At 44.0% G+C, this 21428-nt stretch carries 18 protein-coding genes; 8 read left to right on the top strand and 10 right to left on the bottom strand.

Translation table 11 applies throughout. The features are described 5' to 3' along the window. Positions 1-62: 62 nt before the first annotated feature. From ACHUFN_RS17090 to ACHUFN_RS17075, 4 genes are all read right to left on the bottom strand, one after another. The gene (locus ACHUFN_RS17090) at positions 63-1169 is read right to left on the bottom strand and encodes a Gfo/Idh/MocA family protein (protein WP_394223800.1); all 1107 of its coding nucleotides are present in this window, start codon (positions 1167-1169) and stop codon (positions 63-65) included. Between the two features lie 139 nt (positions 1170-1308). Continuing rightward, on the bottom strand, positions 1309-2427 hold the full coding sequence (locus tag ACHUFN_RS17085) for an adenosylhomocysteinase (protein ID WP_394223799.1): 1119 nt from the start codon (positions 2425-2427) through the stop codon (positions 1309-1311). 60 nt (positions 2428-2487) lie between these two features. Then, on the bottom strand, positions 2488-4242 hold the full coding sequence (locus ACHUFN_RS17080) for a sensor domain-containing diguanylate cyclase (RefSeq protein WP_394223797.1): 1755 nt from the start codon (positions 4240-4242) through the stop codon (positions 2488-2490). Between the two features lie 338 nt (positions 4243-4580). Beyond that, positions 4581-5465 carry a LysR family transcriptional regulator gene (locus tag ACHUFN_RS17075; RefSeq protein ID WP_394223795.1) on the bottom strand — a complete coding sequence of 295 codons (885 nt, stop codon included), beginning with the start codon at positions 5463-5465 and terminating at the stop codon, positions 4581-4583. A 98-nt stretch (positions 5466-5563) separates the two neighbouring features. Here ACHUFN_RS17075 and ACHUFN_RS17070 point away from each other — a divergent pair, with 98 nt between their 5' ends. From ACHUFN_RS17070 to ACHUFN_RS17055, 4 genes are all read left to right on the top strand, one after another. After that, on the top strand, positions 5564-7063 hold the full coding sequence (locus tag ACHUFN_RS17070; RefSeq protein WP_394223793.1) for a CoA-acylating methylmalonate-semialdehyde dehydrogenase: 1500 nt from the start codon (positions 5564-5566) through the stop codon (positions 7061-7063). Between the two features lie 14 nt (positions 7064-7077). Beyond that, entirely contained in the window at positions 7078-7953 is an 876-nt protein-coding gene (mmsB, locus tag ACHUFN_RS17065; RefSeq protein WP_394223792.1) for a 3-hydroxyisobutyrate dehydrogenase, read from the top strand. A gap of 475 nt (positions 7954-8428) precedes the next feature. Next, positions 8429-9151 carry a hypothetical protein gene (locus tag ACHUFN_RS17060; protein ID WP_394223790.1) on the top strand — a complete coding sequence of 241 codons (723 nt, stop codon included), beginning with the start codon at positions 8429-8431 and terminating at the stop codon, positions 9149-9151. Positions 9152-9220: 69 nt separating this feature from the next. Beyond that, the gene (locus ACHUFN_RS17055; RefSeq protein ID WP_394223788.1) at positions 9221-9985 is read left to right on the top strand and encodes a zinc-dependent metalloprotease family protein; all 765 of its coding nucleotides are present in this window, start codon (positions 9221-9223) and stop codon (positions 9983-9985) included. A gap of 231 nt (positions 9986-10216) precedes the next feature. On the opposite strand, the gene dld is transcribed toward ACHUFN_RS17055, so the two are convergent. Next, positions 10217-11950, bottom strand: coding sequence for a D-lactate dehydrogenase (gene dld / locus ACHUFN_RS17050; protein ID WP_394223787.1), 1734 nt, complete (start codon positions 11948-11950; stop codon positions 10217-10219). 274 nt (positions 11951-12224) lie between these two features. Between dld and ACHUFN_RS17045 the strand changes: the two genes are divergently transcribed. Then, entirely contained in the window at positions 12225-12902 is a 678-nt protein-coding gene (locus ACHUFN_RS17045; RefSeq protein WP_394223786.1) for a helix-turn-helix transcriptional regulator, read from the top strand. Positions 12903-12928: 26 nt separating this feature from the next. Here the strand turns inward: ACHUFN_RS17045 and ACHUFN_RS17040 are convergent, their stop codons facing one another. The 5 genes from ACHUFN_RS17040 to ACHUFN_RS17020 are packed head-to-tail and all read right to left on the bottom strand — an operon-like array spanning position 12929 to position 16568. Continuing rightward, on the bottom strand, positions 12929-13690 hold the full coding sequence (locus tag ACHUFN_RS17040) for a CsgG/HfaB family protein (protein ID WP_394223785.1): 762 nt from the start codon (positions 13688-13690) through the stop codon (positions 12929-12931). A gap of 8 nt (positions 13691-13698) precedes the next feature. Further along, a complete protein-coding gene (locus ACHUFN_RS17035; RefSeq protein ID WP_394223784.1) occupies positions 13699-14154 on the bottom strand; it encodes a curli assembly protein CsgF in 456 nt (151 codons plus the stop codon). Beyond that, positions 14148-14540 carry a CsgE family curli-type amyloid fiber assembly protein gene (locus ACHUFN_RS17030; protein ID WP_394223783.1) on the bottom strand — a complete coding sequence of 131 codons (393 nt, stop codon included), beginning with the start codon at positions 14538-14540 and terminating at the stop codon, positions 14148-14150. The genes ACHUFN_RS17035 and ACHUFN_RS17030 overlap by 7 nt, the downstream gene beginning before the upstream one ends. A gap of 39 nt (positions 14541-14579) precedes the next feature. Then, a complete protein-coding gene (locus tag ACHUFN_RS17025; RefSeq protein ID WP_394223912.1) occupies positions 14580-16025 on the bottom strand; it encodes a curlin in 1446 nt (481 codons plus the stop codon). A gap of 30 nt (positions 16026-16055) precedes the next feature. Then, positions 16056-16568 (bottom strand): curlin subunit CsgB, encoded by a 513-nt coding sequence (locus ACHUFN_RS17020; protein ID WP_394223781.1) that lies wholly within the window; start codon positions 16566-16568, stop codon positions 16056-16058. Positions 16569-17012: 444 nt separating this feature from the next. Between ACHUFN_RS17020 and ACHUFN_RS17015 the strand changes: the two genes are divergently transcribed. The 3 genes from ACHUFN_RS17015 to ACHUFN_RS17005 all read left to right on the top strand — a co-directional run bounded on the left by ACHUFN_RS17015 (position 17013) and on the right by ACHUFN_RS17005 (position 21375). Further along, a complete protein-coding gene (locus ACHUFN_RS17015; protein ID WP_394223780.1) occupies positions 17013-19535 on the top strand; it encodes a S8 family serine peptidase in 2523 nt (840 codons plus the stop codon). Between the two features lie 215 nt (positions 19536-19750). Beyond that, the gene (locus tag ACHUFN_RS17010; RefSeq protein WP_394223779.1) at positions 19751-20398 is read left to right on the top strand and encodes a response regulator; all 648 of its coding nucleotides are present in this window, start codon (positions 19751-19753) and stop codon (positions 20396-20398) included. Positions 20399-20652: 254 nt separating this feature from the next. Continuing rightward, positions 20653-21375 (top strand): thioredoxin family protein, encoded by a 723-nt coding sequence (locus ACHUFN_RS17005; RefSeq protein ID WP_394223778.1) that lies wholly within the window; start codon positions 20653-20655, stop codon positions 21373-21375. The last annotated feature ends 53 nt before the right edge of the window (positions 21376-21428 follow it).

Raw genomic sequence — 21428 nt, 5'->3', positions numbered from 1 at the left:
TTTTACTTTCGTTCTTTTAATGAACGTCTATTAAAGCGCGGTGAAACCACTTCTCAGTTTAGCTACTTCAAATATACGGTCTTACCTGTTTTAGCACTTTCTCTTGCCGCATCAAGAATTTCGACCACCACCATATTATTCTCTAATGCTGATAAATCATGTGGCGAAATGCTAATTTCCTCATTGATAAGCGCTTTGAAATAGTGAAATGGGTCGTTGTAAGGCGCTTCTCTTTCAGACAATGTAAGTACTGTTTCGTCGAAGTCATCGTAGCCTTTTGCAATGCGTTTGCGGTATTTATGGCGGTTATCCGCATATACGGCACCGGTTTCACCGTATATTTCCATGTCCTTGCGTCCTATAGGCCAGTTCCAAGAACCTTGCACAATGGCATTGGCCTTTTCGTAGCCCAAAATAATAATAGATTCATCATCTACCTGAGGGTTATTTTCTGCTTGAAGCTGCTGCGTAACTGCCGTTACGCTCTGCGGCTTTTTGCCATCCATCAGCCACGTCATCAGGTTTGCGCCATAACACCCAAAGTCGACAATGGCACCGCCTCCATTTTCTGCTGGGTCTGTTAGCCACTCTAAAAATTCGCTATTAATGTCCAGTTTTGACGGGCCTTTATGGCCATCTCTAACGATGACTTTTCGAATGTCTCCAACGTCACCACTCTTAACCGTGCTATAGGCTTTATGATTAGTGGGATACCACGTAGTTTCATAATTGGTTAGCAGGTGAATATTGTGCTTTTTCGCCAGTGCCTTCATTTGGCTGGCGTGATCCATATTAATGGCAAGTGGCTTCTCTACCATTACATGTATACCGCGCGGGGCTGCTTTTTGCACCACTTCTAAATGCTCAAAAATAGTGCCAAACGCAGTTACCGCTTCAACATCTTGCGCAGCAAACATGGCTTCCATAGAGTCATACACTTTGCCCATGGAATAGTTGTGCTGTTTTGCGTAACGCTGAGCCAGGTCTTTGTTTTGCTCTACAATGCCAACAATCTCAAATTCACCCTGCTTTTCGCTTTCGAAAATCCAATGAACATGGGTGTGGGTTAACCCCACCACGCCTATTTTTAGCTTATCAGATGCATTAGCACTGCCAAAAGATAGCGCAACCAATAGCGCACTTAAAAACCTGCCCAACGTTCTTCTCATCTTTATCCCTTTAAACGTTTTTTTAACGTTATTAAAGCGCGTCAATCGACTCACTAGGCTCAGCAAACCACACAGGGCCTTCTTCAGTCATATAAAAATGATCTTCTAATCGAATACCGAATTCATAGAGCACCACTAATCACAGCGCGCTTTTCCATGCTTTTTCTGGCAATAAATAAAGGCCTTTCTCGCTTTTTGCACCTTCATTCACAATATGGCCAATACCCGCAGCCATCACCGCTAAAGTGACGTCAAACGCGTTAATGCTGTCGCCATATCCAGCAGTTAAATTAAACATAGAACCGTCTGCAAGAAGATAAAGTGTTTTATCGCCCAATCTATAAGCATTCACATAAGGCATGGGCTCACTGTGACTTGCGTTGTTTTTAAGGTATGGCATATCAATTTCTTGTGCCACATGACCTACATTTAAAATAAACGCACCATCTTTCATGCTGCTCAGATGAGCCGAATTTACCACGCCATAGGCTCCCGTTGCGGTGGCAATAACATCGGCGTGGCCAGCGACCTCACTTAGACTAACTACAGGCCAACCGTCGTATTTCGCCTGTAGCGCCCTTGCTGGGTCAAGTTCGGCAACTTGGACCTGTGCACCGAAGGCTTTAGCCGACGCCGCCACGCCCTGCCCTACCAAACCATAACCAATGACCACCACTACTTTTTCGTGCAGGGTTAAATGGGTGGTTTGGAAGAAAGTTTGCCATGCGCTTAAGCCCACCATGTGTCTATTGTGAAGCCCTTCTTTCACTGGCAAATCATCCCAGTTAAAAATTGGGTAGTTTGGCGCCATACCGTTTAATCGGTTAATGCCAGAGCCCGTTGCTTCCAAACCCGAAACAATATTAGGCACTGGCTTTTTTGCTTTTATATTTTCATGAAGTCGGGTAGTGAGGTCGGCGCCCATTTCACATAAATGGGTGGGTTGCCACGCTAGCGCTTTGTCGAATGACTCAGACCAGTCAGCCTCGCTCATATCACGCCATGCATGGGCTGTTGCGCCTTTATCAACAAGGTAAGACACGACATCGTCTTGCACGGTCGTTGGGTTACATGTAGTAAGAAAAATATCGCAACCCCGTGACAGCAGCCCTTCAACCAAAGGCGCCATTTTTAAGTCCAAATGCATGTTGCAAGCAAGTTTAACGTTAGTTAGGTCAGGTAAAGATGCGATAGCCTCACGAGTACGCGGCATATGTAAACTGGCCCACGCCAGCTCTGCTTGAAAATCTTGATACATGAAGAACTTACCTAGAAAAAACGAAAATAGAATAATACGTGAGAATTCTATATTTACAAATCAGCGAAGAAACTCACCTTCATTCCACAGCACAACCTTATTTCGTCCTCTAGCTTTCGCCAAATATAGTGCTTGATCGGCACCTTTTATTAAAATATCAACGTCTTCATCGCCAGGCGACGTTCCAGCTACGCCAATACTCACGGTAACGCTAACCAATTTATTGATGTCATGGGCAAAAAGGTGCATTCGTAAATTTTCAGCAATTTGCTTTGCGTATTGAACGCGAGTGTTAGGTAGAAAAACTAGAAACTCTTCGCCGCCCCAGCGAAACGTAATATCGGAAGCTCGTACTTGACACTTTATTTCTTCTGCCACTTTCTTCAACACTTTGTCACCCATGTCGTGGCCGTATTTATCATTGATACTTTTAAACCAATCAATATCAATAAGAATAACTGACATAAATTTATTGCTACGCTTGCCTAACTCCCAAATCGGGTAAACCAAGTCTTCAAAAGCACGTCGGTTATACAGTGAAGTGAGTGGGTCTAATCGCGCATCACGTTCTGCGTTTCGGCGCGCCTGCTGGACCTGTTTATAATTGAACGCCAACGAAATCGACAGTAACGACATCTCTAAAACCATTCCAATTTCGATTGCTCGGAACGCCCATGTCGAATAGGGAATAAGCCCCCACGTAGCTAAGCTAGAGACCGTTGCTCCACCTGTTCCACATAAAACAGCAGGTAAGAAAAATTTTGCTAATGTGTCGCCATTTCTATAGGCAAAAGCACCGATAAACAGCATCCACAGCGCTATCGTTGTAAGGATAGCCAGCTGTGACATTACGGCAAAAGAACGGCTGCCAATGATCACAATAACCACTGCGAGCACACCTAATGCTCCGTAGATATATTTTCTACTTCGATATAGTCTGGGTAAGTAATGCTGGGTGTTCAAAAACTCTATAGTGAATCTAACGGCGCTAAATAAATATAAAAACATAAACGCTGGCATTAGCCATTGTTGCGATAGGACAGATTCAGACCAAACCCACCAAAATCCATGCCCTGTATAGGTAAAATTGAAAATTAAAAAAGAAAAAAGGTACAAAGAGTAAAGCAGATAGCGCTTCTCTTTGAGATAAGAATATAAAACTAGGTTGTAAACTAGCAATATAATCAGCGCACCATATAGCGCACCATAGAAATACGCGTTTTCGATCGATTTATTTTTAGCAGCTACAGGTGGCCCTACAAAAACCGGAATGGTCATGGGATCTTGGGTGGAGAACCTGAAAATGAGGATTGTTTCAGGTTGTGTAAAGCGGTAAAAAATAGAAGGCATTCTCGCGTTTTCAAATCGCGCGCTGTGGACTTGATTATCGCCTAATTTTACGTGACGTTTACTCACACCGTTTTCAAAAAAATAAATATCAATGTCGTCTAGCCATGCATTGTCTATTTCAATTTTTAAAGGAAGAAAGGGAATGTTTATCGGGCTGTCTTTGGAAACGCTTGTAACAAGAAACCCGTAAGTATTTAGCGATACAGGCAACACGCCCCATACTGTTTTGTTGGTGAAGCCATAGCTGACTCGCCCTTCTGCGTTTGTTTCAAGAAGTTCTTGCTCGTACTTATACAGAATGTCTTCTGCAGATAACGCGTTGCCATCTTCTTCAAAAATCCACAAACTGCTGTTAACCAGATGCATCTTTTTAATTGAAGCCGTTTCTTTTGCGTACACGTGCACCAGCCCGCCAGCTAGGCAATTCATTAATACAAAACCAGTAAAGAAAAGAAATGCTCTCATACATCAAATCTTTCTATTAGTTCTGAAAACAAAGCGTTGGAGGCCAAAGCGGCACGATCTTTCGCATACATAAATATTAACTTACCCTTATCAACCTCAATTGTGAATAACTTTTAATCTTCAATGTGGTTCACTTTTCGTTAGGCGAATTTGAATTCGTTAATTATCAGCGGCATTTTTTAGAAAGTGGCAAACAGTCACGATAAGAAGGGCTGTACCCTTTTAAAAATCTAGTTCAAGGCAGTGAGGTACGCTCAACGATTTCAAAAATTATTGATCTTAATAGATTAAAGCAGCAAGGCTTAAATTTCTTAAACAGAATGTGTTTTACAGCATTGTCAATCTATAAACCTCGATTGATTGCGCTTTACGCTATCTAGCAGCCACTTTGTAAAAACCTGAAAACGGGCTTGAGAATGCGTTTCCTTGTGCGTGGCCAACCAAAAGGTACGCTTAATATGAATCTCATTTTCAACTAGCCGCACCAAGCCTGGCTGTGTTTCAGCCATAAACTTCGGCAAAATACCGACGCCAGCGCCATTTATTAACATCTGATACTGCGCGTTAATACTGGTGCTACGAAGCGCACTCAACTGTGACAATGCAGTTTCTTCAATAAATTTCAATTGAGGCGCGTAGACCAAATCTGGCACGTAGCTGACTAAATTAAATGCACAGAGTTCTTGTAATGAGCTAGGCGTGCTGTCTTTAACAAGGTCTTGATGGGTATATAGGTAAAGGTTGTAGTCGGTGAGCTTTTGCGTAACCAATAAACCCCGGCTTGGCTTTTCCAACAAAATAGCCATGTCGGCTTCCCGTTTGTTTAGGTTAAGAAAACCACTGGTAGCCACCAATTCAATGCTAATGCCCGGATATTGCTTTTTGAACTCAGGTAGTAGTGGCGCTAAAAACCAGCTTCCAAAGCCTTCTGATACACTCACCCGAATGGTGCCAGCCAGATGCGAACGCTCATCGCTGAGTTCGTTTTGTGCTTCTAAGAAGTAATGCTCGGCTTTTTCGATGTAATTCACTAACTCACTGCCATGAGTAGTAAGTACGTAACCTTTTTTGGTCAGCTCGAACAATTTACAATTTAGCGAGTCTTCCAGTTTTTTTACACGACGAATAAGCGTTGTTGGGTCAACCTTTAACCCTTTTGCAGCAATAGCTACGCGCCCATTTCTGGCTAATCCTAGAAACAACCGCATATCATCCCAATTCACATTATCACCTGCATTTTTACAGCACCTTGCTGCAAGTATATGTATTGCTATTGCAAACACAAGGTTTCAATATTGTTAAAAAATACAGGAGCTATGTCATGAGAAAAATTGTTCACTTTATTGCAGGTAAAGATTTTGAAGATAGTAGCGAGAATACCGCGTCGGTATTTGCGCCTAATACTGGTGAAGTTCAAGCCGAAGTAAGCCTAGCTAATGCTTCAACCCTTGCCCATGCAATTGAAACCGCGCAAGCCGCGCAGGTTGAGTGGGCGGCGACAAACCCTCAACGACGTGCTCGTGTGATGTTTAAATTCAAAGAGCTAGTTGAGGCAAATCGCGATCGATTAGCTGCATTATTATCAAGCGAGCATGGAAAAGTGCTGGTTGATGCACAAGGCGATATTCAACGCGGCCTTGAAGTTATTGAGTTTGCGTGTGGTATTCCTCACGCGCAAAAAGGTGAATACACCGAAGGCGCAGGCCCAGGTATTGACGTGTATTCAATGCGCCAAGCACTGGGTGTGGTAGCGGGTATCACGCCATTTAACTTTCCTGCCATGATCCCGATGTGGATGTTCGGTGTGGCCATTGCTTGTGGTAACGCGTTCATTCTAAAGCCTTCAGAGCGCGACCCATCGGTACCTGTTGAACTGGCAAAGCTTATGATTGAAGCTGGCCTGCCTGCTGGCGTGCTTAACGTTGTTCACGGCAACAAAGAAGTGGTTGACGGCATTTTAGACCATCAAACTATCAAGGCTGTGAGCTTTGTGGGCTCGTCTGATATTGCAAACTATGTATATGAGCGCGGCGCGCGCGCAGGTAAACGAGTTCAAGCAATGGGTGGCGCGAAAAACCACGGTATCGTGATGCCTGACGCCGATTTAGATCAAGTGGTAACAGACCTTGTTGGCGCAGCTTACGGCAGTGCCGGCGAACGCTGCATGGCGTTACCCGTTGTGGTTCCAGTAGGCGAAGAAACAGCTGAAAAACTTAAAGCCAAGCTTATTCCGGCTATTAAAGAGATCATGGTGAGCAACAGTGAAGATCCAAACGCTCATTATGGCCCTGTGGTTACCGCTGCGCATAAAGAACGAGTTGAAAGCTACATCGACCTTGCTATAGAGGAAGGAGCTGAACTGGTATACGACGGTAGAACCTCACAAATTCCTAGTGACAGCAATGGCTATTTTATTGGTCCAACATTCTTTGACCACGTCACTAAAGATATGCGGTCTTACCAAGAAGAAATTTTTGGCCCGGTACTGCAAATGGTGCGCGCAAAAGATTTCAATGAAGCGGTAAGCCTAGCCAGCGATCATCAATATGGTAACGGCGTTGCCATGTACACCCGTAATGGCCATGCAGCGCGGGAGTTTGCTCACCGCGTAAACGTGGGAATGGTTGGCATTAACGTGCCAATTCCAGTGCCTGTTGCTTATCACACCTTCGGCGGCTGGAAGCGCTCTGCGTTTGGCGATACCAATCAACACGGTATGGAAGGCGTGAAGTTCTGGACCAAAGTTAAAACTATCACGCAGCGCTGGCCTGACGGCTCAGACACCAACGACAACGCTTTTGTTATTCCAACCATGGGCTAAGCAAGGAGACGATTATGACCACAGTTGCATTTATTGGCCTAGGTAATATGGGCTCAGGCATGGCAGATAATTTGGTTAGAAACGACTACAAAGTATTGGCTTTCGATTTAAGCGAAGCTGCATTGGCTAAGGCCAAAGCAGCAGGCTGCGATATTGCACTAAATACAGAGCAAGCCGTATCCAAGGCTGATATTGTTATAACCATGCTGCCTGCTGGAAAGCATGTTAAGGACATCTATTCGAATCAAATACTCGCTAACGTTAGCAAAGGTACCTTGCTTATTGACTGTTCCACAATTGACGTGGAAACGGCAAAAGCCGTATCAGAAATGGCGGAAAAACAAGGCCTTAAAATGCTTGATGCGCCAGTGTCTGGCGGTGTTACTGCCGCAGCTGGGGGCACATTAACATTTATGGTAGGCGGCGATGCTGATGCATTTGATAAAGCCAATGGCGTTCTTAGCGCTATGGGTAAAAAAATTGTACATGCAGGCGGTCACGGTGCGGGCCAAGCAGCAAAAATTTGTAACAACATGTTACTTGGCGCAACCATGATTGCTACCTGCGAAAGCTTCCAATTGGCTCAAAAACTGGGTTTAGACGCCCAAGTGTTTTTCGATATTGCGTCGAATGCGTCTGGACAAACTTGGTCTATGACAACCTACTGCCCCGTTAAAGGCGTGGGCCCACAAAGCCCAGCAGATAATGACTTTGCCGGCGGCTTCGCTTCAGCACTTATGCTTAAAGATTTGAGCCTAGCTATGCAAGGCGCACAAGGCGTAAATGCGCAAGTACCCATGGGCGAGCTTGCCGCTAAATGGTTTGAAATGCACTGCGAAGAAGGCAATGCAGGTATGGACTTCTCATCGATTATCAATCGACTTGCGTAGCGAAAGCACTGTAGATTTCTTCTAGGGCCGCTTAGTGAACCTACGGCCCTTGCACTGAGCGAGTAAAGCTTTTTTACTCGCTCTTTTTTTTAGTTGTACTTCCCAGAATTACTCTCATTTAACTTCATAATTTGCGCATTTATCATCCACTAAAGCCTAGTTTGCGCATTACTAATGGCAAGCTGCTAGACCCTTAATTCAAGTACTCGGTCTAATTATTGCTTTAGTCAGTATTCGCTTAGAAAGTTACACTGTGAAAGGGGTTTATTTTTTATACACCCTTATGTAAGGTAATACCTTTACTTACTATAAAATGTAATAAGTTTTAATCACTTGCTAAATTCACAAAGCAATTTCACTAAACACATTTTCTCTTGTTGCTCTGTAGGGAGCTCAATACAAAGGAGTGAATGTGTCGCTAGTTTCTAACGCTCAAATTCCTAAATTCAGTAAGTAATAATAAAAGGAACATAATATGAAAAAGCGCATTATTGCCGCTTCAACGGCAATTGTAGCTATTGGTTGTATTTTCGCATTTCTCGACACCACACCGTCGCAGGAAAATGAGAATGTAGCAGCCAATTCTGAAACAGAAAGCGTTAAACAAACGCCAGTAGTTGAAAAGAAAAGAAATGGGCAGGTGCTGTCTACAGGTGTAGATAACTTCAAGCCCAAAAGTGAGTCTGAGCTAAAAGGAAATGTTGTTGATGCCAGCGGCGCAAAAGCAGAAAAAGACACCATCGTGTGGAAAACCTCTGAAGAGGGCAAGCGTGTTCTTGAAGCTGAAGGCCATATTCCCGCGGATGTTGTTGACGAAGCCTACATTGAACTTGATCGCGAAGAGCTGATGACTGTCGAAGTCGGGGAGTATCTAGATTTATACATCCCTCAGTTTGGCGGCAGTTACACGGGCGAAGTTGACCACATTCAAAATCACCCCAACGGCGATCGCACCGTTGAAGCCCATATTCCCGGCGCTGGTTCTCTTTACGCTGCAGTTATTACCATTGGTGAAAACGCAACCTACGGAAACCTTGCTACCCCAAGAGACGTTTTTGTGCTTGAAGGGAACGACAAATACGCGTGGATCGCGCCAAAGTCATCAATGATGCAGAGCCATATCGAGCGAGAGCCTGATAGTACAAGCCCGCTCAGTGATGACAATGCTGAAGAGGTTTTTGACCTCGGGCAAAACTAATCCCCTGACGCCTGTTGAGCTTCACAGGAAATTCAACAAGCTCAAATAAAACAACAAGAAGGAAATAAAATGAAACACACATTTAAGTGTTTAACGGCAATGGCTGTATCGTTGTTTTGTGCAACGACAGCTTCAGCTGCAACCATCGATGTGATGGTGCTTTATACCCAACCAGCAGCTAACAATGTGTCTAATATCGACACAAAAATTAATCAGTACATTTCTCACGCCAACCGCGTGTATAGCAACAACGCTGTAGATTTGCAGTTGCGCTTAGTTGGCGTTCAGTCAGCTGCTGCAACATCTAGCGATCTTCAGCCAACTGAAAGTGCACTGAACTTACTTACTGACAGCAGCGGTGTTCAAGGCGCAAGAGCGTCTAACGGTGCTGACATGGTGGTACTTTTAGGTAACCGTGAAAACATCTACCAAAATGGTCAATTAACTGGCTACGTATGTGGTATTGGCTGGGTAGGTCAAGGTAACAACGGAACGTTATACTCAAGCTCGCAAAGCCGTATGTATAGCATTAGTGCCGTTGACTGTGGCCTTTCTACTTTCATACACGAGCTAGGTCATAACATGGGCTTAGGTCACTCTGTTCGTCAAGGTTCAGTAGGTGGTGTATACAATGATGGTATTGGTCACGGCGTTGATAACAACTTCTCAACTATTATGGCATACCCGCAAGCATTTGGTAGCGCAACTCAACTAGACTACTTCTCAGATCCATACTGGTCTGGCTGTAATGGCCAAGCCTGTGGTGTAGAGAACGTGTCAAACGCGTATCGCGCAGTGAATGCGGTAATCAATCAAATCGCTAACTACTACTAAGTAAAACCTCAGGGGATATTAGGGGGAGCAGTCTTGCTTTCCCTTCTCTCGCAGAAGTTCCTTCCTTCATTACTCCTACTTGTTGTTAATATAGCCATCACTAGTGATAATTTTTACCACTAGTGATGGCTACAATATAACATATCAATATGGGTAGGATTTAGGTGAAAGAAGGCATTCATTCAGCATAACTATAAATAAGGCGCGAGTGCTCCTACTTTAAGCGAAGCCTTAGTGATGTCCGCCGCAGCAACCTCCATCATGCTCAGCCCAGTTTTTACGTTTAGTGGTTTTACCTATGCCAGGGTTGAAACTATTGGTTGGGTCCAGTTCGCGATAAAAGTTTTTCAATGCATCTTTGGCGAAGTATTCGTGGCCCACATTGTGCTCCGCTGGATACTCGGCGCTTCTTGCGTCAAAGGTCTCTAGAATTTTGCCTTTAAGCAGTTTGGCATCTGCGGCTTTTGTTAGCACATAGTTTTGGTGCATAACGTGGCAAAACAAATGGCCGTAATACAGTTTAGTATCTATTTGTTCGTCAATTTCTTTAGGCAATACTTCAAACCAATCGGGGTCGTTGCGGCGAAGTGCTACGTCAATGGTCATCATTGCGCCCACCTCTTTACTGTGCATAACGTGGTAGCGACCAATTGCTCCACCTGCAACAAAGCGATGTAAGATAGCTTTATCTGCTTCTTCCTCTGTACATTCGAAGTAGCTGCCTTCATTCGTTTTAAAGAACTCATCAAGATAGGCTTTTGCTTCGTCTACCCCATCGTTGCTCATTTCTAAAATCCAATGATGTTGGTACTTGTCTCTGTACTCTTCCATGCGCTTTGGCAAATGATTAGGAAAAATATAGCTCATGTACTGCATTACTCGGTCAGACATTTTGTTAGGTAAAAAGCCCAACTTGTCGGTAAATGCATCGAACTTGCGCTTAAAAGCAAAAAGCTTAGGAATAAATTTTGCGCCAAGCTTACTGATAACAATGAACATATCTTTGCCGTACTTTTTCGAAACATCGTAGCAGTCGCGGTGAAGATATTCGCCAGAGTCTGGCAGGTTCTTAAAAGTAGAAAGAATATCGCGACGCACTTTAGTAAAAACAGCGGCATCGTTAGAGCCGACATAAAAAACCTGCTTCTTTTCAGGTATCGGGAATGTGTCTAGTCGTACTGCAAACACAGCAAGTTTACCCGCACAGCCCGAGGCTTCATGAAGCCGTCTGCCGTCGTTATTAAAGCGCGATGGCGTGTCTGAGTCTACGTCTCGCACTCGTTCATCATATTCGTTGTCTGACGCTCGAGCATCGGGATGGAATACGTCAGATTCTTTGTAACGCTTTTTCTCAAGGTTGTTTAAGATTTCCTCTGGGTCACTGCCTAAGTGAATACCTAAGTTATTAACCAGAGATAAATTACCATTGGCATCTATTTGTGCGAACAATGCAAGTTCGGTGTAAGCAGGGCCACGTTTCACCAATGCGCCACCCGAGTTATTGCAAATGCCGCCAACTATAGAGGCACCAATGCATGAAGAACCAATAACAGAGTGCGGCTCGCGGCCATAAGGTGCGAGTGTCTCTTCCAATCCAAATAGCGTACTGCCTGCTAACCCAACAATTTGCTTACCACTGTCTACCAGCTGGATATCATCAATACGCATGGTGCTTATGATCACAAGCGGCCTGTCGTAGTCTTTACCATCAGGCGTCGAGCCGCCTGTTAGACCTGTATTCGCAGCCTGCATAATAACCGCAACGTCGGCTTCAACACACAATTTAAGCACTCGCCAAATCTCAATTAATGAGCCTGGTCGCACAACCGCAAGCGCTTCGCCTGCACCAAAACGAAAACCTTTAGTGTAAGGCTGCTTTTTCGCTTTATCTGTTAACAAATAGGCTTGCCCTACTACATCGCGCATAGATGCAATCAAAGACTGTGTGTCAACGTTTACGGTCATGGTACTCTCTGTGTGTCGAAATTATCGAAGGATGAACTTGGTGATGAACTATACACTAACGTCATTTTTAACAAAGGGGGCAAGCAGTTTTTATCGCGATAATTTACTTATATTTAATACGCTGAGCGCTTAAAAAGTGTTGCATTTTTAGAAAATTTACTCGCGTTTTTTGCTGTTACATTTTGTTACGCTTTGCTACTGCAAGTAAGACCTCAGGAGTATTGTAAAGCAATGGTATAGTTCGTAAGGTTGAAGGCCACGAAAAGGAGCCTTCATGTCACATCAAGCGTTCGTACTAACAAGAAATAGTTTCGGTGAAAATACGAGAAAAGACGAGGCCTACGAACGCTTCCTTAGTATTTTGCCATCTTGTGGATTTACTGTTACAACGGGCGCAATTCATCCACCTAGAAGTGTGCTTAATAATACCCATACGTTCTTCATTGATGCGCAATACTGTAGTGCAGCGGCAATTCTCAATTTGCCCGTGGTACATGATTATCCTGAGTTAAACAAAGTCATTTTCAATGTTCGTGAATCTGACGTTGACTTTCATTACGCAGCACTTCAACACGGTATAAATGGTATTTTTCACATTGAAGATAACTTAGAGCTTTTGGTACGTGGCGTTCAGCAAGTGCAGGCAGGCAACAAATGGTTTAGTCGCGAAATTATGAGTCGCTATATAGACGCAAATTTAGTGCCCAAAACTAAGTCTATAGCGGCACTACAGTCGTCTACTGCGATTTTAACTAAGCGGGAGCTTGCCATCACGCGAAAAATTGCAGAAGGAGCGCAGAATCAGGAAATTGCAGACAGCTTACATATCAGCGTGAATACAGTGAAAACACACGTATATAGTATCTTTAGAAAGACTGAGTGCCGAAATCGCGTTGAGCTTATCAAATGGTTTGATCATCAATTTAGTCAGCCGCAACAGGTTAACTACTAAACCCTATTGCAGCGCTTGCATGGCGCCTAGGCTTTAGCGCGCCACACACCCTTCTCCATTCCTTGTAATACTAATTCGGTTACCGCTTTTTCTATGCTTTGTTTTACGCATTCAAACATGGGTTCATTGGTAGTGTAACCAGTCTCAGCTTCAAGCAAACGCTTGAGTGAAACATATCTGAACAGCCCGGCCCTGATTTCTTGGCTTAGCACCTTTTTAGATGTTGAAACCGACACCAGCACTTGACCCGTTCTCACATCTACTGCACGCATATAAATTGAAATTTGATCTTCTCTAAACAGCTCACTGGCGCCAATGCCAAAATACTCGACCCCTGCGCCACCGGTGCGAACATTGGTATCGTAGCTAATTATTCCGCCCTCAATAATAATTCTTGCGGTGGTTAAAGGGGGTAAATCGCCGCCACTGTTTTCGTCTGCTCGAATTATTTTTCGTTCGGTAAGAATATTTTGTAACCCTTCACGTTCAACCGGTAGAAACCACGATGTTTCACTTAGGGTTTGTACAAGAATAGACGTTGCACCTTGAGTGACCGCTGTGGAAAACGAGCTTGCACCTGTACTCGGCTTGTATTGCCCCGTCTGATCTCTAAATGCATATACTGAGACAGGAATTTGCCCCATAGGTGCAGGCAAAGCTTTCACTTCAGATAGCGTGGCACTATCTTTGATAACGTCGGCAGCTGTTGTGTCAGGGGGCAACGTATTGGTGATAGATTGGCAACCAGATAGTGCCAACACTAGAATTAAAAAAACGGTACTTCTCATGAATTTCCCTACCCAAACCGTGGAATTTCTACGACGGTTACTTCGCCTGTCAGCAAGTTAGTAATGTTTACGACAATACTGTCTGGATTACTTGTTATTAGCTCAACCTGAAAATCACCGCTTACAAAAATGCTATCTTGATTAAATATACTCTCTATCGGATTGCCGTCAGCATCGAACTCTTGTTCGCCAAACGCAATATCAGTAATTTCTCGAACAATACGATTTATATAGGCACGTTCTAATGACTCCTGAAGTCGTTCGTCGTAAGAGCGTTCGTTGAACGGCGCCGTGTGTGCATTTTGTGAGTTTGCCTTACTCAATAAAAATGAACCGTTTAGCGGGTTTCCGCCAAACGAAGGATTTATTGGTTCATAAACCAATTCAGTTGCCTGAGCCATATTCAATGCTAACGCTCCGGCGAACATCAGTGCGGTTAACGCCTTCCCTTTTTTCATTACCATTCGTCCCCTGCTAAGTCTGGGCTTCTACTTTCTATACTTGCGTTTGCTACCGCGTCTAAGACCAAAATAATGGCTTGCTGCACTTTCTCATCAAGCGGCACTTGCCTACGCCCCATGTATGTTTGATAAACCACCTTATTGTCGTAAATCACCGAAAGTAATGTTCCAGCCTGAGGAACAATAACTTCTTTAACAACCAAGTTTTTACCAGAACTATCAGGAACTTCTCGCCAGTACTGGCTGATGCGAGAGGCAAATTCATGACCTTGACGGCTGATGCTATTATCAAGCAACAGTCCACCTAACCGAATTTCTTCTGCGTGAATCGGAGAAAAGAGCACACCCGTAATGAGTGTGATGAAAGTGAAACGATACAAGTACTTCATTGTATTGAATAAAGCCGGGCGAACGCCCGGCCAACCGTATTACATTTGGACTACAGTTGCCACGTTGTAATCACCAACCTGCGTCACACTTACCGTGCCGCCGTTACCAGTGATACTACCTGTCACTAAGTTATCGTTGCCCATTTGCGAAACTTCGAACGTGTTTGCATCCCCCGAGACAACGAATTGACCACCCGCATCATTCGTCACCCAGTTACCTACACCTTCTTGCATTACGCTAATCATGTTGTCATCGCCGTTAACAAGTAAGTCGAGTAAGTTTAGCTCGCCTGATTGCGCTACCATAATCTCGTTGCCGCTTGATGATACATCGCTGGCTAGCTCAACAGATGCTACGTTCTCGATACCCTCTTGTGCCATATCTATTACGTTAGCGTCAGCAAAAAATGTAGCGTCACCGATACCAGCTTGAGCTAATGCTAAGTTAGCGTCGCCGCTTTGCTCAATTTTTACCGTGTTAAACAGGCCATCGAAGTTAACCGTGCTAATCTCATTGGCATCACCCACTTGAGTTAAATCGAACTCATTGAATAAGCCAATCACACCTGCATAAGCCGTGTTACCTTCGCCTACTTGGTTAATTTCAAAGCTATTAGCTTGTCCGCCGATGGTTTCTACCGTAGCCAAGTTAACATCGCCAATTTGATCGATATTTACTTCGTTTCCAGCACCTTCAAATGCACCAGTGGTAATTTCATTTCCGTTACCATCTTGTTCGAATTCAAGAATGTTGGCATCGCCAACCATATTCCAGTTCACGGCATTTTGGTCGCCATCCTGGTCTATCTCAATCTCGTTCTCTGAACCAACAACAGTCAAGTCAGACACGTTGTAGTAGCCAGCCTGAACAACATCAATGACGTTGGCATCACCATTTACCTCACGAACATAAGATTCGTGCCAATCACCAGACTGATCAACAAAAACCGTATTGTCGTTACCTGAAATTACGTTATCAGCCCAGTTACCACCGTCGCCTTGATATACTGACAAGGTATTGCCGCTACCAGTGATGCTGTTTATTGTGCGATTAAAGATAAAGCCGATAGGACCACCATCGCCTAACTGCACTAGTGATACCGTGTTATCGTCGCCCTCTACAACAGCCTCTGCTGTGCTATCTAGGCTATCTTGTTCAGCTTCTAATACGTTACCGTTACCCGTTACACTTGCAAAAAACGTGTTGCCTGCCTGCATTTGTGACGAAAGTACTTCGTTCGCATCTCCAGTAACTTCAACGACAATCGCATTTAAATCGCCTTCTTGACTTAGAATAGATTCATTGCCGACTTCGTTTCCTTCCGGAGCCGTTTGAGTCAGCGTAACTTCATTGCCTTCTGACGCAGCAACAAAATCTGCTGATGCATTAAAGTCTACTGTCTTGCTGGCTGGAATTTCTTGAGCTGATGCCCACCCCGTCGCAGCCACTAAAAGCAAAGCACTCGCTATTTTTGTTTTTCTCATTTTCACGTTTGTCTCCCTATGGCAATTACATCATTCTTGGTATTGCGTGATGTTAATTACCATCTCGTTCCCTATTTGATAAACAGTAAAAGACTGCTCACCTAATTGATTAACATTGGCAACATTGTCGAACCCATCTTGAATAATCTCGAAATAGTTATTGTTGTTTTGCTGCAATAAGTTAACAACGTTTCCCTCACCCAGCTGAGTGATCATTGCTTCATTATTACTGCCGTTTTGAACAACATTTGATAGGTTAGCGCCGTTACCGCTTTGGATTATGTTAGTTATGTTATTTAGCCCAAACTGACTGACAGCAATGAAGACCGTTTCATCGTCTATCGTGATAGCTTGAGCGTTCAGACTCATTGAAAGAGAAGATTCCACCATGTCTGAGCTTGTTGATAAGTCGGAGTGTTGAGCATAAGCAGGAAGGTTTACGGTTAGAAGACTACACCCCGTAATGGCTACTAATGTAGCAGCTTTAAATCTGTCTACTTTTTTAGCAAGTTGGCTCTTTTTAACCTGTAACTTCTTGTCCATGAGAACGACTACTTCCTTAATTAACAACAAAGGTGACTCCTCTATAACACTCCTTAAACTGGCGAGAATCTATCACCAATAAGTTGTATTTATTTCTGTTCAAATACAGGAAGTACACGTTAAATCAGCGGGTTATTCGTAGGGAGTCATACCATAGTGCTAGATCCAGCATGAAAACGGGCGTCTTAATGTTATTGGTAAGACCACCTACTTTTTGTGGGGGTACTCTCGAGCAAATGCACAAAGCGTGTTTAGTAATTAAGTACTAGTTTAGATTCGAATTTACATTTTCCCCTAGTGGTTAAGTTGTATTTTTAGGCAATTCCTTACGATAAAGGGTTGCAGGCTTTAAATTTTACGTTATAAGTTTTAACCGTTAGTTATATCAGACCGAGTGAGAAGGTTTCGTGATTTAAGTATTATTGCTAGTTATGGAATCTAAATATGAAAACAAAGCCTTTTAAAACAGGTCTTTCAGCACTGTCATTAGCCCTTCTACCGCTAATGGTATCTAGCCATGCACACGCTGCAAAAGCCGAAATTTTCGACGATAGCGTTATTGTTGTGTACAAAGAAAATGTTAGCAAAACTGAGAAAATGCGCGCTCGTTCATCAGTGGGAGCGCGTATTAGCGACGCAAACCGCGATGAAATAGACGACCGTTTCTCAAACCTTTTGAATGGCCGTATTGCTAAACTTCAACTTCGCGGTAAGTCAGTTAAAGACGCCATTGAAATACTGAAGAAGAACCCAGCGGTTAAAATTGCAGAGCCAAATTTTCTGTATCGCAAGGCATTAGTGCCGAATGACCCTTCATATGGTGATCTTTGGGGGCTGAATAACACGGGTCAAGCTGGCGGAACAAATGATGTAGACATTGATGCGCCGGAAGCGTGGGATATTACAACGGGTGATAGCGATGTTGTCATTGGCGTGATTGATACAGGTGTTGATTACAACCACGAAGACCTGGCCGACAATGCATGGGTAAACCCTGGCGAAATTGCAGGAAACGGCGTTGATGACGACGGTAACGGCTATATCGACGACGTTTACGGTATTGATACAGCAAACGGCGATACCGATCCAATGGATGACGACTCTCACGGTACACACGTTGCAGGCACCATTGGTGCTGTAGGCGATAACGGTATCGGTGTGGTTGGTGTAAACCACGATGTGTCAATTGCTGCATGTAAGTTCTTGGGTGCCGACGGTACGGGGTCAACAGCTGGTGCCATCGAATGTATTGATTATTTCACCGACTTGAAAGAAAACCGCGGTATAAACATCAAAGCGACCAATAACAGCTGGGGTGGCGGTGGCTACAGTGAAGCATTAGAGACCGCCATTGAAGTTGCGGGTCAAGCAGGTATCTTATTTGTTGCAGCTGCAGGAAACTCTGGTTCGAACAACGATAACGTAGACAACTACCCGTCTAATTATGTGACCACTACCAACAGTCTACTTGCGGTTGCAAGTCATACCCGTACCGACGGAGACAGCGGCTACTCATACGGCATTGAAACAGTGGACATTGCTGCACCAGGTACAGCAATTTTATCTACTGTTCCAGGTAACGGCTATGCAGCATTTTCAGGTACGTCTATGGCAACGCCTCATGTTGCTGGCGCGGCGGCACTTGTGTGGTCACTAAACCCAGAGCTAACGCCTTCTGAAATGAAAGAACTGTTAATGTCTACGGGTGAAACAAGCCTTTGGGCTGATGGCCGCACCGTTTCTGGCAACCGCTTGAATGTGCTTAATGCTTTGGAAGAAGCCGATCCGACACCAGGTTTCAAACTAGGTATCACACCAGGTTCTGCTGAGATTGAAGCGGGTGAAACCTACACCTTCACTATTGAAGTGGGCTCTATTGCAGGCTACGACGAAGAAGTTCAATTAGCACTTGCAGAGCCAAGTGACATCGCCTCGTTAAGTGCAAGCATCGCAATGCCTGGTGATACTGTAACGCTTACCGTTGTCACCGCTGAAGATACGCCATGGGGCCCTTACAGCTTTACGGTTAACGGTGTAAGTGGAGATATTGAAAAGTCTAAATCGGCGAATCTTTATGTTTACCCTCAAGGACTGAACGAGTTCCCTTATGCGTACTCTGGTGATGCAGTGCCTACACTGCCTAACGAAGAAGATCCAGATGATGAAGGCGTGGATTTGGTGATCAATATACCAGATGATCTCACCGTATTTGGTATGCAGGCGTCGGTAGACATCACGCACGCCTACAGCGGAGACCTCGTGCTGTCGCTAACATCACCTCAGGGTACAACAACCGTTCTGCGCCAAAACCAAGGTGGCGGCACTGATGATATCGTTGAAAGCTACAATTCAGATGCATTCAACGGCGAAGTGGCAACGGGTGATTGGACATTAAATGTTCTCGACACTTTTGATGGTGACAATGGAACCGTAAACACATGGAGCCTAGTAGTTACGGGGATTGGTGAAGTTGGCCCTACACCACCTAATTCGGCGTTTACCTATGATGCTACAGGCTTGTCGGTAAGCTTCACAAACAATAGTAACGACGTTAACGGTGACATTGTTAGCTACAGCTGGGACTTCGGTGATGGCGCTACTTCAACAGAAGAAAACCCCACACACGTTTACGCTAGCACTGGCGCTTACGATGTAACCCTAACGGTGACAGACTCAGAAGGTCAAACGGGTGTATCAACAGAAACTGTATCGGTTTCAGACAGCAACATTGTTGCAGAAATTGATCGCGCTATGTTATCCCGCTTCGGCTCGCTTCGCGTAGATTTATCGTACAGCGGTTCAATGGCTGACACCGTTATGATTTATCGCAACGGTGAGTTACTTGAAGAGGTAAGCAACACTGGTCGTTATCGCGATAGAAGCCGAGGCGTTCAACCTGGCGTATTCACGTACATGGTGTGTGACGAAACTTCTGCATGCTCTGCTCCAGTAACGGTAAACCTTTAACATACTTCACGCATTGCAGTATGTAAGCGATGCCCTGTCTTTATAAGACAGAATAAATAAAAAGAAGTATCAAAGTTAAGTCACTGCCGGCCAGGGATAGGCCGGCTTTTTTTTACTTAAAAAGTTCTAAAAACATCAATCTAAGCCATCGGCTTATTTTCTATAGGCCAAATACAACGTAAACTTGATGCATTAAGAATAAAAAATATTTTTTTATGCACATACTCATCATTGACGATTATGAGATTGTAAGGGACGGCATTAAAACACTCATCGAGCAAGAGTATGGCTGGCACGTAACTTATGCTGTGAGCTCTCTAAGCGCGTTGCCTTCCTTTGCCTCTTTAGAAGAAATTGATGTGGCCATACTGGATATTTCTCCAACTCAAGAAAGTGGCTTCGACACACTTGTAAAACTTAAGAAAGAAGCGCCTTTTATAAAGTGCTTAATATTAAGCATGTATCATCATGTGGGCTATATCAGTAAGGCGCTCGAACTAGGGGCCGATGGTTACGTGACAAAAAACGCGGCCACCAAAGAATTAATGGATGCCTTGACGTCGCTAGAGAAAGGCGAAAACTACTTAAGTCGCGATATCAGTAAGAAATTAGCGTTTGGCGATAAGCGATTAACGTCTATTCTTACAGAAAGAGAAAAGGAAATATTCTTACTTCTAGCAAAGGGGTTTCAACCTAAGCAAATTGCCTATCATATAGATACTGCCCCAAAAACAGTGATGGTTCACAGAACAAATATTTATAAAAAGCTAAACGTTACGTCTCAATTTGGCCTTCTTAGAATTGCATTAGAAACAGGGTACCTTGATGCTTTTGACGTGATCAATGACGACACATTGTGTTAAACCAGATTAACGAGAACCAAACACCGGTAGCTTCTCTACTGTCCCACTACCATGCCTTTCATTATTGCGATTTTTTTCCGCTTTTACATTCTCTTTTTATGCTACATTGTCGTTGATTTGACTCAAATTTTGACAAACTTATGCAAAACATTTTTCTTACTCGAACGCTACCATTCACTCGCCGTGCTCACTGTTTTAAACATCGCCTAACTGCGATCTTTTTTTTCGTCACCATTTTTGCGCTAAATGGTTGTGTGAGCACTCAAGATACTAGCCCTTATTCCTACACTCCATCGGTTTCACCTTACCAAGATGTAGTAAATGCGCAGCAAAAGGCAGTACAACAAAATAACTTACTTCTGGTGGTGTTGGGTGCACAATGGTGCCACGACAGCACCGGGTTGGCCGAACGATTCGCAACGAAAGAGATGGACCTTATTCTATCAGCCCATTACGAAGTCGTTTTTGTTGATGTTGGAACCCTAAAAGATAGAAGAAACATAACTGAGCGATTCAATTACCCTATCTATTACGCAACGCCTACCGTGATGATTGTAGAGCCTAATTCCAGTGCCCTGTTAAATAGAGCGACCATGGATATATGGGGGCACGCCGATAGCATTCCATTGTCTGAATATATGCATTACTTTTCGCGCTTTCCCGCGATGACACAAGCCGAAAAAGTACCGTTAATTAACTGGGCAGCCACCAATGAGGAAATTGCCTACAATAAAGAGCAAGCGGCTAGGCTTCAAAGTGCTTACGACAAACTAGGCCCATTATTGGCTCAGGATTTAGCCGGCAATTCGCCAGAGGGGCTAAATGCACTATGGAAAGAGACTAAAGGCTTTCGCACTGAACTGCAGAAAACACTCGTTAAACGCGCTGAGCTGACACTTGACGCTGAAAATGCTGACGATGTTAAGACCGCACCGTTATTACGCCACTACAACCCATTTTCATGGGAACACAACTAAGAAGCAGTTATTTAAACGATAGTGAAGCTAAAGGGCCTTTATCTTATAAAGAT

The organism is Alteromonas gracilis (assembly GCF_043642145.1).
In the GTDB taxonomy this organism is placed as follows: domain Bacteria; phylum Pseudomonadota; class Gammaproteobacteria; order Enterobacterales; family Alteromonadaceae; genus Alteromonas; species Alteromonas gracilis_B.
This window is presented reverse-complemented; position numbering and strand designations above follow the sequence as displayed.

Excerpts from the sequence above, each read along its gene's own strand:
- ACHUFN_RS17090 (WP_394223800.1), bottom strand. The coding sequence starts at position 1,169 with ATGAGAAGAACGTTGGGCAGGTTTTTAAGTGCGCTATTGGTTGCGCTA.
- ACHUFN_RS17085 (WP_394223799.1), bottom strand. The coding sequence starts at position 2,427 with ATGTATCAAGATTTTCAAGCAGAGCTGGCGTGGGCCAGTTTACATATG.
- ACHUFN_RS17080 (WP_394223797.1), bottom strand. The coding sequence starts at position 4,242 with ATGAGAGCATTTCTTTTCTTTACTGGTTTTGTATTAATGAATTGCCTA.
- ACHUFN_RS17070 (WP_394223793.1), top strand. The coding sequence starts at position 5,564 with ATGAGAAAAATTGTTCACTTTATTGCAGGTAAAGATTTTGAAGATAGT.
- mmsB (WP_394223792.1), top strand. The coding sequence starts at position 7,078 with ATGACCACAGTTGCATTTATTGGCCTAGGTAATATGGGCTCAGGCATG.
- ACHUFN_RS17060 (WP_394223790.1), top strand. The coding sequence starts at position 8,429 with ATGAAAAAGCGCATTATTGCCGCTTCAACGGCAATTGTAGCTATTGGT.
- ACHUFN_RS17055 (WP_394223788.1), top strand. The coding sequence starts at position 9,221 with ATGAAACACACATTTAAGTGTTTAACGGCAATGGCTGTATCGTTGTTT.
- dld (WP_394223787.1), bottom strand. The coding sequence starts at position 11,950 with ATGACCGTAAACGTTGACACACAGTCTTTGATTGCATCTATGCGCGAT.
- ACHUFN_RS17045 (WP_394223786.1), top strand. The coding sequence starts at position 12,225 with ATGTCACATCAAGCGTTCGTACTAACAAGAAATAGTTTCGGTGAAAAT.
- ACHUFN_RS17040 (WP_394223785.1), bottom strand. The coding sequence starts at position 13,690 with ATGAGAAGTACCGTTTTTTTAATTCTAGTGTTGGCACTATCTGGTTGC.
- ACHUFN_RS17035 (WP_394223784.1), bottom strand. The coding sequence starts at position 14,154 with ATGGTAATGAAAAAAGGGAAGGCGTTAACCGCACTGATGTTCGCCGGA.
- ACHUFN_RS17030 (WP_394223783.1), bottom strand. The coding sequence starts at position 14,540 with ATGAAGTACTTGTATCGTTTCACTTTCATCACACTCATTACGGGTGTG.
- ACHUFN_RS17025 (WP_394223912.1), bottom strand. The coding sequence starts at position 16,025 with ATGAGAAAAACAAAAATAGCGAGTGCTTTGCTTTTAGTGGCTGCGACG.
- ACHUFN_RS17020 (WP_394223781.1), bottom strand. The coding sequence starts at position 16,568 with ATGGACAAGAAGTTACAGGTTAAAAAGAGCCAACTTGCTAAAAAAGTA.
- ACHUFN_RS17015 (WP_394223780.1), top strand. The coding sequence starts at position 17,013 with ATGAAAACAAAGCCTTTTAAAACAGGTCTTTCAGCACTGTCATTAGCC.
- ACHUFN_RS17010 (WP_394223779.1), top strand. The coding sequence starts at position 19,751 with ATGCACATACTCATCATTGACGATTATGAGATTGTAAGGGACGGCATT.